15 protein-coding genes are annotated in these 16,335 nt (G+C 47.7%); 1 reads left to right on the forward strand and 14 read right to left on the reverse strand.

Annotation, left to right across the window (positions count from 1 at the left end; translation table 11 throughout):
• Positions 1–3: 3 nt before the first annotated feature.
• The 7 genes from MHI55_RS27725 to MHI55_RS27755 all read right to left on the reverse strand — a co-directional run bounded on the left by MHI55_RS27725 (position 4) and on the right by MHI55_RS27755 (position 6,948).
• On the reverse strand, positions 4–483 hold the full coding sequence (locus MHI55_RS27725) for a ribonuclease III domain-containing protein (RefSeq protein ID WP_036607160.1): 480 nt from the start codon (positions 481–483) through the stop codon (positions 4–6).
• On the reverse strand, positions 480–1,880 hold the full coding sequence (gene cysS, locus MHI55_RS27730; protein ID WP_036607158.1) for a cysteine--tRNA ligase: 1,401 nt from the start codon (positions 1,878–1,880) through the stop codon (positions 480–482). The genes MHI55_RS27725 and cysS overlap by 4 nt, the downstream gene beginning before the upstream one ends.
• A 42-nt stretch (positions 1,881–1,922) precedes the next feature.
• Positions 1,923–2,582, reverse strand: a complete 660-nt coding sequence (cysE, locus tag MHI55_RS27735) for a serine O-acetyltransferase (protein WP_036607155.1) — start codon at positions 2,580–2,582, stop codon at positions 1,923–1,925.
• Between the two features lie 538 nt (positions 2,583–3,120).
• Positions 3,121–4,578 (reverse strand): glutamate--tRNA ligase, encoded by a 1,458-nt coding sequence (gene gltX, locus MHI55_RS27740; RefSeq protein WP_036607153.1) that lies wholly within the window; start codon positions 4,576–4,578, stop codon positions 3,121–3,123.
• A 33-nt stretch (positions 4,579–4,611) separates the two neighbouring features.
• Positions 4,612–5,088 carry a 2-C-methyl-D-erythritol 2,4-cyclodiphosphate synthase gene (gene ispF, locus MHI55_RS27745; RefSeq protein ID WP_017692052.1) on the reverse strand — a complete coding sequence of 159 codons (477 nt, stop codon included), beginning with the start codon at positions 5,086–5,088 and terminating at the stop codon, positions 4,612–4,614.
• Positions 5,085–5,780: a 2-C-methyl-D-erythritol 4-phosphate cytidylyltransferase gene (gene ispD / locus MHI55_RS27750; RefSeq protein WP_340387710.1), complete on the reverse strand. Its 696-nt coding sequence runs from the start codon at positions 5,778–5,780 to the stop codon at positions 5,085–5,087. The genes ispF and ispD overlap by 4 nt, the downstream gene beginning before the upstream one ends.
• Before the next feature lie 82 nt (positions 5,781–5,862).
• Positions 5,863–6,948: a PIN/TRAM domain-containing protein gene (locus tag MHI55_RS27755; protein ID WP_340390654.1), complete on the reverse strand. Its 1,086-nt coding sequence runs from the start codon at positions 6,946–6,948 to the stop codon at positions 5,863–5,865.
• 173 nt (positions 6,949–7,121) lie between these two features.
• Between MHI55_RS27755 and MHI55_RS27760 the strand changes: the two genes are divergently transcribed.
• On the forward strand, positions 7,122–7,517 hold the full coding sequence (locus MHI55_RS27760) for a hypothetical protein (RefSeq protein WP_017692049.1): 396 nt from the start codon (positions 7,122–7,124) through the stop codon (positions 7,515–7,517).
• 126 nt (positions 7,518–7,643) lie between these two features.
• Here MHI55_RS27760 and pssA read toward each other — a convergent pair whose 3' ends face one another.
• The 7 genes from pssA to MHI55_RS27795 all read right to left on the reverse strand — a co-directional run bounded on the left by pssA (position 7,644) and on the right by MHI55_RS27795 (position 15,914).
• Positions 7,644–8,375, reverse strand: coding sequence for a CDP-diacylglycerol--serine O-phosphatidyltransferase (pssA, locus tag MHI55_RS27765; RefSeq protein WP_017692048.1), 732 nt, complete (start codon positions 8,373–8,375; stop codon positions 7,644–7,646).
• 45 nt (positions 8,376–8,420) lie between these two features.
• Positions 8,421–9,497, reverse strand: coding sequence for a DNA integrity scanning diadenylate cyclase DisA (disA, locus tag MHI55_RS27770; protein ID WP_036607144.1), 1,077 nt, complete (start codon positions 9,495–9,497; stop codon positions 8,421–8,423).
• A gap of 13 nt (positions 9,498–9,510) precedes the next feature.
• Positions 9,511–10,878, reverse strand: a complete 1,368-nt coding sequence (gene radA, locus MHI55_RS27775; RefSeq protein ID WP_101315041.1) for a DNA repair protein RadA — start codon at positions 10,876–10,878, stop codon at positions 9,511–9,513.
• Positions 10,879–11,150: 272 nt separating this feature from the next.
• Positions 11,151–13,613: an ATP-dependent Clp protease ATP-binding subunit gene (locus MHI55_RS27780; protein WP_101315040.1), complete on the reverse strand. Its 2,463-nt coding sequence runs from the start codon at positions 13,611–13,613 to the stop codon at positions 11,151–11,153.
• A gap of 184 nt (positions 13,614–13,797) precedes the next feature.
• The gene (locus tag MHI55_RS27785; RefSeq protein ID WP_036607140.1) at positions 13,798–14,868 is read right to left on the reverse strand and encodes a protein arginine kinase; all 1,071 of its coding nucleotides are present in this window, start codon (positions 14,866–14,868) and stop codon (positions 13,798–13,800) included.
• Between the two features lie 28 nt (positions 14,869–14,896).
• Positions 14,897–15,421, reverse strand: a complete 525-nt coding sequence (locus tag MHI55_RS27790; protein WP_036607138.1) for a UvrB/UvrC motif-containing protein — start codon at positions 15,419–15,421, stop codon at positions 14,897–14,899.
• A gap of 31 nt (positions 15,422–15,452) precedes the next feature.
• The gene (locus MHI55_RS27795) at positions 15,453–15,914 is read right to left on the reverse strand and encodes a CtsR family transcriptional regulator (protein WP_036671579.1); all 462 of its coding nucleotides are present in this window, start codon (positions 15,912–15,914) and stop codon (positions 15,453–15,455) included.
• Positions 15,915–16,335: the final 421 nt, after the last annotated feature.

The following is a 16,335-nucleotide window of genomic DNA, read 5'->3' on the forward strand; positions in this document are numbered from 1 at the left end:
TTTCTATTTTTTTGTCGGTGATGGCGATTGTTGTTCCGCGTGCTCAATGCCAAGCCCGATCAGTTCAATCATGCGATCATGATGACCACTGCTGTAGAGGTAACCAATGAGACATTCAAAAGCCGTGGCATGTCTGTATTCCAACACATCTGCATTTTTGGGTACACTACCCGACTTGGCATTCCGCCCTTGCCGGACGATATCACGTTCTTCCTCTGTCAGTTCAGCCTCAATCGTTGTAAGTATGCGGCTCTGTGCCTTCGCTGATACCAACCCGGTTGCACTACGGTGCAAATGATTGGGACGCATGTTGGCCTTCGACAACAGATATTGACGAACAGCTACCTCATATACCGCATCACCAATATAGGCCAGTGCAATAGGTGGAATCAACCTCGCAGGTCTGGAAGGAGGATAAGGGAACCACCCTCCCTCTGTGACCTGCTCCTGTTGTTTTGGTGTATTTGGATGTCCTTCGCTCATTTGCGCCGCCATCTCATGCCCTGCGCCGTATCTTCGAGCAGAATGCCACGCGCAGACAATTCATCGCGAATTTCATCCGCTCTTGCCCAGTTTTTGGACTTGCGCGCTTCTACACGCTCTTCAATCAGACGTTCCACTTCCTCATCCAGAAGTTCTGGCTCTGCGTCAGTATAGATGCGCAGTACAGCATTCAATTCACTGAACAACTCGAGGAGTGCGCGAATGTCTGCCGCATTAACCACTTCTTGCTGCAACAGTTGGTTGGCTTCCCCTGCCCACTCAAACATCGCAGTAATTGCATCAGGAGTATTGAAATCATCCTGCATCTTCTCGTGATACTGCTGACGAATTTGGTCGAGTCTTGCCGCAAACTCTGCTGTGATGTCCTGATCAACAGTTACTGCATTCAGACGATGGTTCAGGTTACCTACCGCATTTGCAATCCGGTCCACACTGTTCTGTGCCTGCTCCATCGTATCATCCGTGAAGTTCAATGGATTGCGATAGTGGGTAGACAACATGAAATAACGAATCGCTTCGCGTTTATATTGATTCCGCAAGTCTTTAACCAGAACACCATTACCGAGTGATTTCGACATCTTCTCGTTATCAATCCGGATGAATCCATTATGCATCCAGTAGTTCGCAAGTGGTTTACCTGTTAATACCTCGGATTGGGCGCATTCGCACTCATGGTGCGGGAACTGCAAATCCTGTCCACCCCCGTGAATGTCCAGTGTATCCCCAAGGTACTCCCTAGCCATGGCGGAGCACTCAATATGCCAGCCTGGTCGACCATCGCCCCAAGGACTGGACCAATAGATCTCACCTGGTTTGGCAGCCTTCCAGAGCACAAAATCTTCGGGATGCTCTTTGCGCTCGTCCACACCCACACGGATTCCAAATTGCAGCTCCTGCAGGTTTTGTTTCGAAAGTTTGCCATATTCGCTGAATTTGCCTGTGCGATAATAGACGTCACCGCCATTTTCATACGCAAATCCTTTTTCAACCAGCTCACGGATAAAATCAATGATCAGCGGCATGTTTTCCGTTACTCTCGGATTGCTGCTTGCCTTGGGAATACCCAATCCCTCAATGTCTTCATAATAGGCAGCAATAAATTTCTCAGCCACGTGAGGAACGTCTGTTCCAAGTTGTTCTGCTTTGCGAATCAACTTATCGTCCACATCCGTGAAGTTCACCACATAGTTCACATCATGTCCTGTCTGTTCCAGGTATCCACGAACCGTGTCGAAAAAGATAACCGGGCGTGCATTCCCGATATGAATGTAGTCATATACCGTTGGTCCGCAGACATACATTTTCACTTTCCCTGGCTCTTGGGGAACAAATTCCTCTTTGGTACGACTCATCGTATTATAAATCTGAAGCGTCATGGTCACTTATCCTTTCATCCTATACTGCCTTTATTTATTGTATCACGTATCACGCACAGTCTCATTTTCACGGGCATTTTGCAGTGTACGTACTTCTTCCTGCAATCGTTCGAGTTCTTTTTGCATACCGCGCAAGGAGTCAACGACCGGATCGGGCAATTGCTGACTGAGGCGATCTACCCGTCGGCCATCCTGTTTAACAATTCTGCCCGGTATACCTACCACGGTACTATTGGAAGGGACCTCCTTAAGCACAACGGAGTTCGCACCAATGTTACACTGATCCCCCACGCTAAATGAACCCAGCACCTTGGCTCCGGATGAGATAACCACATTATTACCAATGGTCGGATGTCTCTTCCCTTTTTCTTTCCCTGTTCCGCCCAGGGTAACCCCCTGATAGATAACGACATCATCGCCAATCTCACATGTTTCTCCAATAACGACGCCCATTCCATGGTCAATAAACAACCGATTTCCGATCGTAGCTCCAGGATGTATCTCGATTCCTGTCATAAAACGGCTAACCTGCGAAATGAATCGGGCAACCGAGAACCATCTTCGCTTGTATAAAAAATGAGCGATCCGGTGTGCCCATATCGCATGCAGCCCTGAGTAGGTGAATACCACCTCAAACCAACCTCGGGCCGCCGGATCGTTTTCAAACACCGCCTGGATATCTGATCTGATCTTCTTGAACATGCTCGTTCCCCTCTTGTTCAGGTTCCCGTCCTCCGGCTTACCGGACGGCGCGTTCCTTGGTAGTGTACTGCACACTCGCCTAAACAAAAAAACGCCCCTGCAGCATTTAGCTGCAGAGGCGTTTATCGCGGTCCCACTCTGCTCGGTCCATTCTTAAATAGAATGAGCCCTCAAGCGGTTTGGTAACGGAAACCAATCGTCACAACCTATCCTAACGTTTTCCCTTGTCATGATCGACAAAGGCGGGGCCGGATTCGGCTGTGCAGCTCACGGGCGCATTTCGACTGATGGACAGTGGATGGTTCACAGCCACCGCATCCAAAGAAATCTCTCTTTGCTGCGGGACCATCCTCTCTGAATCTGTCCGGGTCAGTCTACTCCTCCCGATCTTTGCTGTTCTATTAGATAAATCATATCAATTATTCGTTGTGTTGTTATTATAGCGAAAAGGCCTCAGACTGACAACAGCCTCCTACGTAATCTATCCATCGTAGGACTGTGTTCAGATTCCAAATAAACGGAATGTCTTCGACTAAGATTATTTTACTTGTGCAAGCAAACGTTCGATCACCGTATCACGACCCAGAAGCACGATCGTTTGGTTCAGATCCCGTCCATGCGTCTGTCCAGTCAAGGCTACACGAATTGGCATAAAGAGCTGTTTGCCCTTAAAGCCGGTTTCTTTCTGTACTTCCTTGATCAATGCAGCCATTTTGCTTGGAGTAAACTCTTCGCTCGCCTGTACTTTATCCGCAAATGCCTTCAGTACGGTTGGCACCTGCTCCTCCGCAAGTACTGCTTCTCCTTCACTTTCAAGCTCCAGATTGGAACGGAAGAATACTTCCGACAATTCGACAATATCGGAGGCAGAATTCATTTGCTCCTGGTACAGGTGTACCAGCGTATAAGCCCATTCTTTTTGTTCAGCAGACAGCTCGGAAGAAATACGTCCAGCCTTTTGCAGATGCGGAATGGCCATTTCGGCAATACGTTCCGGATCAGCGTGTTTAATATAGTGGTTGTTCAAGTGGGCCAGCTTGTGTGTATCAAATACTGCCGGGCTCTTGGACAGACGTTTCGTATCAAAAATAGAGATCAGTTGCTCTTGCGAGAAGATCTCTTCTTCCCCTTCCGGCGACCAACCGAGTAAGGAAATGAAGTTAAACATCGCTTCAGGCAAATAGCCGAGCTGATCATACTGCTCAATGAACTGAATAACGGACTCATCCCGTTTACTCAGCTTCTTGTGATTTTCATTCACGATCAACGTCATATGACCGAATTGCGGTGGCTCCCAGCCAAGCGCTTCATAGATCATCAGTTGACGCGGCGTGTTCGAGATGTGATCTTCCCCGCGCAAGACGTGGGAGATCTTCATCAAGTGATCATCCACAGCAACGGCATAGTTGTAGGTGGGAATGCCGTCTTTTTTCACAATGACGAAGTCACCGGATTCCTTGCTGTTGAACGAGATTGTGCCTTTAACCATATCATCAAATGTATATGTGCGCTCTTCCGGCACACGGAAACGAATACTCGCTACGCGGCCCTCCGCTTCAAACGCACTAATTTGCTCTGGAGTCAGGTCACGGTGTTTGCCAGAATAACGCGGTGTTTCTCCACGTGCTGACTGTTCCTCGCGCTCTTGCTCCAATTCTTCTTCCGTGCAGAAGCAACGGTAAGCCAGACCTTTATCCAGCAATTCCTGCGTATATTTACGATATAGGTCCAGACGTTCCGTTTGACGGTATGGTCCGTATTCTCCGCCCACGTCAATACTTTCGTCCCACTCAATTCCGAGCCATTTCAGGTATTTCAGTTGGCTTTCTTCACCACCGGCAATATTCCGTTTCACGTCCGTATCTTCAATACGAATAATGAATTTACCGTTATTATGTTTGGCATATAAATAGTTAAACAACGCCGTACGGGCATTCCCGATATGCAGGTGTCCCGTTGGGCTCGGCGCGTAACGCACACGAATATCCGTGCTCATATGATCCCCTCCGTCACTAATTGATTGATGATATCACACACGTACAAGGCAAACAACGGATTGAGCGGCAATGCCCTCTCCCCGTCCCGGGAATCCCAGTTGCTCTGTCGTTGTTGCTTTCACGTTCACCTGTGTTACATCCGCTTCCAGTGCCTTGGCAATAACCTCAGCCATCTGTGGGATATAAGGAGCCATCTTTGGCTTCTGGGCAATAATCGTTGAATCGATATTCCCTAGCTTATACCCGCGATCCTTCACAAGCTGCCATACATGTTCCAGCAATTTCAGGCTGTCGGCATCTTTGAATTCCGGATCGGTATCCGGGAAGTGTTTGCCAATATCCCCAAGTGCCAGCGCACCCAAAATGGCATCACTAATCGCGTGCAACAGCACGTCTGCGTCCGAGTGACCCAGCAGTCCTTTTTCATAAGGAATCGTTACTCCGCCAATAATACACGGGCGTCCCTCTACCAGCTGATGTACATCAAATCCCTGTCCTACACGTATCATCGCTTCTTCTCTCCCCCCAGCAAAAACGCAGCATATTGCAAATCTTCCGGCGTTGTTAATTTGATATTGGTATAATTGCCTTCCACAACCTTGACCGACATTCCCTGACGTTCAGCCAGCATGGCATCATCTGTCCCCAGAAATCCGTCCTGCTCAGCTGATTCGTAGGCGGAGAGCAGGGAAGAAAGACGAAAAGCCTGCGGGGTTTGAATGCTCCACAGACTGCTGCGGTCTGGCGTCGCTGTAACGACTCCTTCCGCATTCACTTGTTTGATCGTATCCTTCACGGGAACGGCCAGTACAGCTGCTCCACCGCCAGATATGGCGGCCGCCATGCATTCCTTGATCTGCTCATGGTTCACAAAAGGACGTACCCCGTCGTGAACGAGAACCCAATCCGTCCCAAGTGCCTCAAGGCCTTTATGGACAGAATGTTGTCTCTCTTTCCCTCCGGGGATAACACGGACACGTGAATCCAGTTGGTATTCTTTTACCCAATCCTGGCAGCGTTCAACATCTGCGGTTCCTGTGACCAGCACCATCTCGCGGATCTCGTCCAGCACAGCAAATACCTCAAGCGTATGTATGAAAACGGGCTTGTCCTGCAGCAACAGAAACTGTTTGCTCTCGGTCGTCCCCATCCGGGTTCCGCGACCTGCTGCCACAATGACAACGCCCCACCCTTTATCCATGCCGCAATCCCTGCCTTGTCTGTCAGTTTATCGTCCAAAGATATACAATATCATTCAACGATACACTACCCATCATACCGCTTTATTGGGCTTTTTCCAACAGTTTCGGCTTGGCAAAAATCATTCGTCCCGCTGAAGTCTGCAACACACTGGTCACCAACACTTCCATCATCATGCCGATATACTCGCGTCCGCCTTCCACAACGATCATTGTGCCATCATCCAGATAGGCTACACCTTGACCATGCTCCTTGCCATCCTTGATGATCTGCACCATGATCTCCTCACCTGGCAGAACAACCGGCTTAACCGCATTGGCAAGATCATTAATGTTCAACACAGATACACCCTGGAGTTCGCACACTTTGTTCAGGTTAAAGTCATTGGTGACCACTTTACCCTGAAGCACTTTAGCCAGTTTAACCAGTTTGCTGTCCACCTCGGAGATTTCCTCGAAATCCCCCTCGTAGATCAGGACTTTTACATCAAGTTCCTTCTGGATTTTGTTCAAAATGTCCAGTCCACGCCGTCCTCTGTTCCGCTTGAGCAGATCCGATGAATCAGCAATATGCTGTAACTCCTCCAGAACAAATTCCGGAATTACGATCGTGCCTTCAATAAATCCGGTTTTGCATATATCAGCGATACGCCCATCGATAATAACACTGGTATCCAGAATTTTATGTTCTTCCATCCGTCTATCCTCGTCCACCTCGGGATGACCCCATCGTCCAGACATCCAGAAGGCCCCCAGATCGTCTTTCTTCGCCATGGCAAGGGCATAACCGGAATAAGCACTAATCACCGTCAGCGCCACTTGCAGCACTTCTCCTGCCGTCCCCATCCATCCCACAACAGGGTAGAGCAACAAGGCCACGAGCAATCCTGCAACGGTACCTGCAGCACCTGCAGCCAATTCGTTCATAGGTACTTTTGCCAATGAATCAATTCCACTATGCAGCCTGTCTGCCATCAATGTTCCACCAATATTACATACAGCCATAAACATTACAGCTCCCAGCAGAGTCGATATACCAGCTCCCAGTAATCCTGCTGACTGAATCCACTCCGCCATCCATGGGACCGATTTTCCTGCCAGATGATATGCCGTGTAGCCGAACCATGCACCGCACAATCCTGTAAAAGTTAAAATGCCTTTTTTCCACATTAGTCCCTGCACCTCCTTCAATGTATCTTGATCTTTATATCCAGTATGATCCAATTCCTGAATTGCTAATCCCATCCGCAAGAACTTTTTGGAAATGTTGCAATCGTCAGTTGAAAGTAGGTAAATTATTGGCATATAATGAATTCAATTCATATCCCGAGGTGAGTGGCAAAATGAGTACGCTAAGTTTACAGGCTTTCCAGGATCAAGTTTCTGAACTGTTGTTGCGTCATCGCAGCCTGATTGATGTACTGTCCAAAACGGGACAAGCCGGAGCGTCTGTTAACCGTGCCGTGTCCAAAGCCATTACCGAATGCGGCTGCATCGAGCTGCACGCCACCAAGCAGAAATATGCCCCGGAGAGCGATATCGCTCAAACCAAGGGCCTGCTGGAAACGCATGTGGAAGGTGAGTTGTGTGAGAACTGCAGAGAGGTCATCAGCTCTGAGCTAGGGCGTAACCTGTTCTACATGTCGGCTCTCTGCAACCTGCTGGACATTAACATGGAAGAGGTCGTAAATCACGAATCACAGAAGTGTTCAACGTTAGGGATGTTTAATCTGTCGTAAGAAGATATGTATGTCGTCCGTAAGGGTTTCTTTTACCGTAAATAGATCTGAATAAACAAAAAGCACGCATTCTCCAGTTCAGGAGAGTACGTGCTTTCTTTGTATAGTGTCTGTCCCCAAGGCGACTTAACGATCGGAAGGACGGGAAGATTTCTCATCCTTGCGCTTTTTCGCCCGACTACGCGAGGCCGCTGTTCGCACATTATGCTTCATTCCATACAGGGCGTATAACACCAACGGAATAAAGATCAATTTGGATAACTGCTCCGGGAAAATAACGGCTACGGCTATGGCAAATAACACAACCCATGGTGCAATCCAGATTGCCTTTCGTGGCAAACCGACCTTTTTGAAATTGGGATATTTAAGCGAACTCACCATCAGATACGATAACAGCAATGTAGCAATCATCATACTAACCGGGCCAATATCCTTATTGAACAAGGACAATGTGGCCAGTACCCCACCGGCTGCCGGAATCGGCAGACCTGTGAAATACCCGGGGATTCCCGGACGAACATTAAACCGAGCAAGACGAATGGCTCCACAGATCGGAAAAGCCGCTGTTGCAATCCAGGCGAGGATCGGCATCGAATCTTGAAACGACACCATAAATATGATCAGGGCTGGTGCTGCACCAAAGGAAACCATGTCAGACAAGGAATCCAGTTCCTTGCCGAATTCACTTTGGGCATTGAGTGCACGTGCCACTCGACCATCCAGACCATCCAGCAGCATCGCTACAATGACCATAATGGCAGCCAAACTGTAATTTCCATCAATCGCAAGCAAAATTGCCATCATTCCAAGAAACAGATTACCCAGGGTAAAGAGATTCGGAATGAATCTGGTTAACATCGTTGTTTCACCTCATCCATTTCAAGCCTTTATATAGGCAAACCCTTACATCTGTCTGTCGATAAACATTTGCTCCTGCAAACGTTTGAGGCCTTCCTTAATGGTCCGGGCACGAACTTCACCAATACCGTCCACTTCGTCCAGTTCTTCAATTGTAGCCATAATAACATGAGGCAATTGTTCGAATTGATCCACCAGGTTATGGATAATGACATTGGGCAAGCGGGGGATCTTATTTAATACCCGGAATCCACGAGGTGCAACCGAATCCTCAGAAGTAGCCGCTGATGATGGATAGCCGAGCAGACGGACAATATGATGTGCATCCAGCAACTCATCGTCCGACAATCTTTTCAGTCCCACGATAATTTCACGGATTTTGTCATCACTGTCGTCACGGGCATAGTCTTTATACAATAACCAGGCTTCTTCTTCGGTTGTACCCACAAGTTCTTCCATTTGCATGGAAATGAGTCGTCCCTCATTCCCGAGTTCATGAATGTACCGTTGGATTTCCGTTTTGATCCGCATCACCATTTCGGTACGCTGAATCACATTAACCACTTCAGGAATCGTCACCAGCTCCTCAAATTCAGAGGCACTCAGATTCGTAAGGGACTGTGTTAATACCGCTTTGTATTTCTCCAGGGTTTGAATCGCTTGATTCGCTTTGGTCAAAATAACCCCGATTTCCTTGAGGGAATAACGAAGTGTTCCCTGATACAAAGTAATGATATTCCGGCGCTGTGATATGGATACGACCAATTTACCCGTTTGCTTTGCTACACGCTCTGCCGTCCGGTGACGAATCCCCGTCTCTGATGAAGAGATCGAAGAGTCCGGGATTAACTGGGTATTGGCGTAAAGAATACGCTTCAAATCCTCGCTAAGAATAATGGCTCCATCCATCTTGGCGAGTTCGTACAGATAGTTCGGGGAGAAATCACAGTTAATCGAGAATCCCCCGTCCACTACTTCCATTACTTCAGGGCTGTATCCTACAACAAGCAGTGCGCCCGTCTTGGCGCGCAGCACATTTTCCAGACCTTCGCGGAAAGGTGTACCTGGTGCGATCAGCCTTAACAATTCATTCATATTATCCAGTTGGCTCATATCTTTCATCTTGTTATGCCCCCTAATCTAAAGCAACCGCTAGTGCATCTGCCACGGTATTCACACCGATCAGTTGTATCCCGCGAGGATGTTTCCAGCCCTTTAAGCTTTTTTCCGGTAAAATGACTCGTTTGAAGCCCAGCTTTGCGGCTTCCTTCACTCGTTGTTCGGCCCGTGATACGGCTCGAACTTCACCTGTCAGACCGATCTCGCCAAAGATGACGTCATCCGGCTTGGTCGGTACATCTCTCAAACTGGATGCAATGCTGACGGCAACCGCCAAGTCTACAGCGGGCTCATCCAATCGTACTCCACCAGCCACGTTCAGATACGCATCCTGGGTCTGTAAAAACATGCCCATCCGTTTCTCCAGCACTGCAATGATCAGATTTAATCGATGCAGATCTACCCCTGTTGCCATACGGCGAGGAGAAGGAAAATGGGTCGTCGAGATCAACGCCTGTAATTCCACGAGCAGAGGACGTGTCCCCTCCATACTGGCAACTACCGTTGAACCTGCTACACCCAGTGGACGTTCCGACAAAAAGAGTTCGGACGGATTGCCCACCTCACGAAGTCCATCCTCGCCCATTTCAAAAATACCAATCTCATTGGTGGAACCAAAACGGTTCTTCACCGCACGCAGCAGGCGATACGTATGATGCCGTTCTCCTTCAAAATAAAGCACGCAATCCACCATATGTTCTAACATACGTGGACCAGCAATGGCACCTTCTTTGGTAACATGCCCCACAAGAACCGTTGCAATGCCTCTGCCTTTGGCAATCCGCATGAACCTTGACGTACATTCCCTTACCTGTGCAACACTACCAGGCGCACTGGTAACTTCGGGAAGATATACCGTCTGAATGGAGTCGATGACCAGAAAATGCGGCTGGATCTGATCCACCGCTTCCTCTACACGTTCCATATTGGTTTCACACAGTACATACAACTCGGCAGAGAGTGCCCCGAGACGGTCTGCCCGCAATTTGGTTTGCTTGACTGATTCCTCACCGGAAACATATAACACACGCAAACCCGAATGCGTCAAAGCATGAGACGTCTGCAACATCAACGTTGATTTACCAATACCCGGATCTCCGCCCACCAGAATGAGTGAACCCGGAACGATTCCGCCACCCAATACCCGGTTCAACTCTCCGATTCCAGTCTGTACACGCGGTTCCTGACCGCTATCTATATCTATGATAGGAAGCGGTTTATCTTTACTGTCAAACAGAGGAGAATTTCTCCCTTGTGTTTTGACCACCGTCTCTGTTTCTTCCACCATTGAATTCCATGACTGACAACCCGGACACTTACCGTACCACTTGGGGGCTTCATAGCCGCATTCCGTACATTGAAACTTGGTTTTAACTTTGGCCACTTCAGCACTCCTATAATTTAATTTTATAACAGCATTTTGCATTATTCGACGAATTTCACCCAAACTCCCTGACGTGCAGGGTTACTAAAAGTTTACCATTGTTTGAGATTTTTCGTAAAGGATTATCGCAAACTTTACACATGTTCCTGACATAATCATGTCCGTCTTCTGTCCAAAGTGCAAAAAATCCTCCCCGGCCGAAGCCGGGAAGGATTTGATTAAGGATTATGGATCAATACAAGCTGAAGTTTAACTCCAAAGCTTGCTAAATATTATTTAGTTTCGATTTCCTCATTGGTCGGAACGACCACGTCTTTTTTCGTAACAGACAGTGCACCGTTCTCTTCGTCGATGAGCAATGAATCCCCTTTGGTTACGTTACCTGTGAGCAACTCTTCGGACAATTTGTCCTCGATATGCTTCTGGATTGCCCGACGAAGCGGACGCGCACCGTAAGCTGGATCAAAGCCTGACTTCGCAAGGAAAGACTTGGCATTATCAGTGAGTTCGAAATCGACCTCATGTTCGAGCAGTCGTTTCCGAAGTTCTTCACTCATAAGCGTAACAATTTCAGCGATGTGTTTTTCTTCGAGTGAATGGAACACGATAATTTCATCAATCCGGTTAAGGAACTCTGGACGGAAGCTTTTCTTCAGCTCATCCATCACTTTCCCCTTCATGTTGTCATAATCTGCTCCTGCATCTACAACTGCAGTGAAGCCCAGTGTAGAGTTACGTTTGATCGCTTCGGCACCCACGTTGGATGTTAGAATGATCAGCGTATTGCGGAAGTCAACGACGCGACCTTTGGAATCCGTCAGACGACCATCCTCAAGCACTTGTAACAAGATATTGAATACTTCTGGATGTGCTTTCTCGATTTCATCGAGCAGGACTACGGAATATGGTTTGCGACGAACTTTCTCTGTCAGCTGGCCACCTTCTTCGTACCCAACATATCCTGGAGGCGCTCCGACAAGTCGGGAAGTCGAGTGCTTCTCACCATACTCGGACATATCAATCCGGATTACTGCATTTTCATCGCCGAACATCGCTTCAGCCAGAGCACGAGCAAGTTCTGTTTTACCTACCCCTGTAGGGCCGAGGAAAATGAATGAACCCATCGGACGTTTTGGATCTTTAAGTCCCGCACGAGCACGACGAACCGCACGGCTGACAGACTTCACTGCCTCATCCTGACCGATGACACGTTCATGTAGAATAGACTCCAGATTCATCAGACGCTGTGTCTCTTCTTCTTTCAGTTGGTTCACAGGAATTCCTGTCCAGCTGGCTACCACTTGTGCGATATCCTCAGGAGTAACCTCGGAATCGGTGCGACCTTGTTTCTCTTTCCACTGGTTCTTCGTTACATCCAGCTCTTCACGGATTTTTTGTTCCGTATCACGCAGAGCTGCTGCTTTTTCGAACTCCTGACTTTGAACTGCAGCGTCTTTTTCCTTACGGATATCTTCCAGACGGCTTTCCAGTTGTTTCAGGTTTGGTGGGATCGTGTAAGAGTTCAATCTTACTTTGGAACCCGCTTCATCAATCAGGTCAATCGCTTTATCTGGCAGGAAACGGTCTGTAATGTAACGGTCAGACAGTTTAACCGCCTGCACAATTGCTTCGTCCGTAATTTTCACGCGGTGATGCGCCTCATAACGGTCACGCAAACCGTGCAAGATTTGAATCGCTTCTTCCGGAGAAGGCTGATCTACAGTAATCGGTTGGAAACGACGCTCAAGCGCTGCATCCTTCTCGATGTATTTACGATACTCATCCAGCGTTGTTGCACCAATGCACTGCAATTCTCCACGGGCCAGAGCCGGTTTCAAAATGTTAGAAGCATCGATGGCACCTTCAGCTCCGCCTGCGCCAATCAAGGTATGCAATTCGTCGATAAACAGGACAATGTTACCTGCTTGGCGAATCTCATCCATGATTTTTTTTAGACGATCTTCGAACTCACCACGATATTTGGTTCCAGCGACTACAGAACCCATATCCAGGGTCATTACACGTTTGTCGCGCAATGTTTCCGGAATCTCATTTGCAATGATTTTTTGTGCAAGGCCTTCAGCAATCGCTGTTTTACCTACACCTGGCTCACCGATCAATACCGGGTTGTTCTTCGTACGACGGCTGAGCACCTGGATGACACGTTCAATTTCTTTACTACGTCCAATGACCGGGTCAAGGTTATTCTCTCTGGCGTATGCCGTGAGGTCACGTGCCAGACTGTCCAGCGTTGGTGTGCTTACATTGGCAGGTGTGCCATTATGGCTGGATACAGCTTCACTGCTGCCAAGCAATTGCAGCACTTGTTGACGTGCTTTGTTCAGGCTAATTCCTAGGTTATTGAGCACACGTGCTGCAACACCCTCGCCTTCACGAATCAATCCAAGCAGGATATGCTCTGTGCCTACATAAGTGTGGCCCAATTTACGAGCTTCATCCATAGACAGTTCAATTACTTTTTTCGCACGTGGCGTATATGCAATGTTGGTAGGTTGCTCTTGGCCACGGCCAATTAGCGTTTCTACTTCATCCTGAATTTTTTCCAATCCGAGTCCCAGGCCGATCAGTGCTTTGGCTGCGATGCCTTCGCCTTCACGAATGAGGCCGAGCAAAATATGCTCAGTACCGATGTTATTATGACCGAGACGGACAGCTTCTTCCTGCGCGAGTGCGAGCACCTTTTGGGCCCGTTCCGTAAATCTTCCAAACATCATATCTCCTGCACCTCCATGGTTTTGGATAAAACGAGGTCATGTAATGAAATAACCGTCGTATTCTTCATATCATTTTTGTTTGCAGCCGTGCTGCGAATAAAGTCATTCGGCATTTGTACATGCCTTATTATATAAAAGCCGCAATGCGGCATGAAACCATAATTCAATACTATATCAGGCTAAACTAGGACTGCTTCGCTGCATTAATCGTATCACGAATCAACTGAGCACGGTATATGTCACGCTCATCTGTGCGCATATCTTCCCCGAATGTTTTCTGCAAAAATCCCGGCTGTGTCATCACATTCAACTCATTCATTACCGTGATGGACAGTCCATCCAACAATCCGAGATCCACGCCAAGGCGTACATCCGATAAGCGCTGTGCAGCTTCCTTGGAATCAACAATAGCTGCATGAGACAATATGCCATAAGAACGCATGACACGATCCGTAATCCGCAGTCTGGAGTCGGTAATTAACCGTTCTCTGGCTGTACGTTCATGACCAATCATCTGTAACACAACACCATGCAGGTTCTCAATGACTTCCTGTTCGGTCTGTCCCAATGTAATCTGGTTCGAGATCTGGAACAGGTTACCCATCGCCTCGCTACCTTCACCGTATATTCCTCTTACCGTCAATCCCACTTGGGAAACTGCGGTTAGAATACGGCCTATCTGTTGTGTCATCACCAGGGCAGGCAAGTGCATCATAACCGATGCTCTAACACCTGTACCTACATTAGTAGGACAGCTGGTTAAGTATCCTCTGCGATCATCAAAAGCATAATCCACGTGCGCTTCAAAAGCATCATCTATTGCGGAAGCTTTCTCCCAGGCTTCTTTCACCTGGAACCCCGGATAGAGGCACTGGATACGAAGATGATCCTCTTCGTTAATCATAATACTGACTGACTCATCCTCACTGAGAATAACCGCACCATTCCTGGATTCATTCGCAAGACTTGGACTGATGAGATGTTTCTCCACCAGCACCCGTTTGTCGAGTTCGTCAATATCGATCAGATCCAACGTATGAAAATCCCCAAAGGCATGAACGTCATCGTATTGAAGTACTTCGCTCAGCTTATTCAGCACCTCTTCCGATTGCTCATTGGAAGCCAGCATCGGAAACGGAACATGCTGAAGGTTGCGTGCAATCCGGACACGGCTGCTAATGACAATTTCGGAATCAGCCGCATCACTGCGCATCCAGTCGCTGAGCGCCTTCTCTGTAAAGCGCAGATTAGGCATTACGCATCCCTCCTACTCATGACAAACTTTACTCCTGAGCTATTCCTTTTTCAAGTCCTCTGATCTGGTCACGGATCTGGGCCGCCTCTTCAAATTCCTCTTGCGCGATGCTCTCTTGGAGCTCACGCTTCAGATCAGCGATTTGCCGTTTCACCTTGATGCGACCACCAGCTCGTGCAGGCACTTTGCCTACATGGGACGTATTACCATGAACCCGCTTGAACAAAGGATCCAGACGACTGTCAAAATATTTATAACATGAACTGCAGCCGAACCGGCCTATCTTACTAAATTGTGCGTACGTCATACCACACTCTTCACATTGAAGAGCTTTTGCAGGTGGTGTTCCTGCCGATCCACTTTTGCCGGCTGGATCAAAATCAAGCAATCCGGACAACAAGTTGTGAATGGAAAACCCACCTGCTGTTCCAGGGATCATTTCCCCTTTTTCACGGGCACATGACTCACAAATATGGAATTCCGTCTTCTCTCCATTTACGATCTTCGTAAAATGAAGTGTCGCCGGACGTTTATTGCATTCTTGGCACAGCATATTGATGTACCTCCTTTGACCCCGATAGTTTTCATTTACCGAGCAAAGATATTAACATCGCCTTCAACATTCTGGCACGAATTTGATCCCGGTAAGGAAGTTTGACCAATATAACCTCTCTAGATACAGCAGCTCGCATCAACCCGGCTTCCCGTTTGTTCAAGAAGCGCGCTTCTTCCAGTTGATAGATCAGACCTTCGGCAGCTGTCTGCCCGATCTCTTCACCAATACTATGGTGCAAATGATTATGCAGAGCTGATTGGGCCGGTAATTCAATGCGCTGTATGCGAACATAACCACCACCGCCGCGTTTACTCTCTACCAGGTATCCCTTCTCGAGTGTAAAACGTGTGCTGATGACATAATTGATCTGGGAAGGTACACATGAGAATTGATCTGCCAGATCATTACGCTGAATTTCAACCATTCCTTCGGGACTTTCATGCAAAATACTCTTCAGATATCGTTCGATAATATCAGAGATATTACGCATCCAATCATCCTCCACTGTCTGAAACGTTAAGTCAATAAGGACCCACACGCCCCCACAGAGTACACCTTCTCTACCCATTTAACCAATCAGGGAAACAGCGAATCTTGCTTCCACAGGTGTTAACAGGAGAGCGAAGGAAGCACGAAGGTCCTTTAATATTCCCTTGATCCTCCGATGAAATGAATCCCGTATATTGGCGATCATGCATCAGATTGTAGAAAGAAAGCTACTTAAGTATTAAACCTTTAGTTGACTTTGACTTTCTTTGACTTTATAACCATTATAACATATTTTGTGGTTTTGCCAAGTGGGGTCACTATTCATTTTTTACGATTTTACACGAAATATTCCCCAGACACAAAAAAACCTCCCCAAAATTGCTGGAGAAGTCCATTTGTCTTTCAATCACGCCGTATTTCTA

This window comes from Paenibacillus sp. FSL E2-0151, assembly GCF_037993015.1.
GTDB lineage: Bacteria > Bacillota > Bacilli > Paenibacillales > Paenibacillaceae > Paenibacillus > Paenibacillus amylolyticus.

Coding starts and splice junctions, on each gene's coding strand:
- MHI55_RS27725 (WP_036607160.1), bottom strand. CDS start 483: ATGAGCGAAGGACATCCAAATACACCAAAACAACAGGAGCAGGTCACA.
- cysS (WP_036607158.1), bottom strand. CDS start 1,880: ATGACGCTTCAGATTTATAATACGATGAGTCGTACCAAAGAGGAATTT.
- cysE (WP_036607155.1), bottom strand. CDS start 2,582: ATGTTCAAGAAGATCAGATCAGATATCCAGGCGGTGTTTGAAAACGAT.
- gltX (WP_036607153.1), bottom strand. CDS start 4,578: ATGAGCACGGATATTCGTGTGCGTTACGCGCCGAGCCCAACGGGACAC.
- ispF (WP_017692052.1), bottom strand. CDS start 5,088: ATGATACGTGTAGGACAGGGATTTGATGTACATCAGCTGGTAGAGGGA.
- ispD (WP_340387710.1), bottom strand. CDS start 5,780: ATGGATAAAGGGTGGGGCGTTGTCATTGTGGCAGCAGGTCGCGGAACC.
- MHI55_RS27755 (WP_340390654.1), bottom strand. CDS start 6,948: ATGTGGAAAAAAGGCATTTTAACTTTTACAGGATTGTGCGGTGCATGG.
- MHI55_RS27760 (WP_017692049.1), top strand. CDS start 7,122: ATGAGTACGCTAAGTTTACAGGCTTTCCAGGATCAAGTTTCTGAACTG.
- pssA (WP_017692048.1), bottom strand. CDS start 8,375: ATGTTAACCAGATTCATTCCGAATCTCTTTACCCTGGGTAATCTGTTT.
- disA (WP_036607144.1), bottom strand. CDS start 9,497: ATGAAAGATATGAGCCAACTGGATAATATGAATGAATTGTTAAGGCTG.
- MHI55_RS27780 (WP_101315040.1), bottom strand. CDS start 13,613: ATGATGTTTGGAAGATTTACGGAACGGGCCCAAAAGGTGCTCGCACTC.
- MHI55_RS27785 (WP_036607140.1), bottom strand. CDS start 14,868: ATGCCTAATCTGCGCTTTACAGAGAAGGCGCTCAGCGACTGGATGCGC.
- MHI55_RS27790 (WP_036607138.1), bottom strand. CDS start 15,421: ATGCTGTGCCAAGAATGCAATAAACGTCCGGCGACACTTCATTTTACG.
- MHI55_RS27795 (WP_036671579.1), bottom strand. CDS start 15,914: ATGCGTAATATCTCTGATATTATCGAACGATATCTGAAGAGTATTTTG.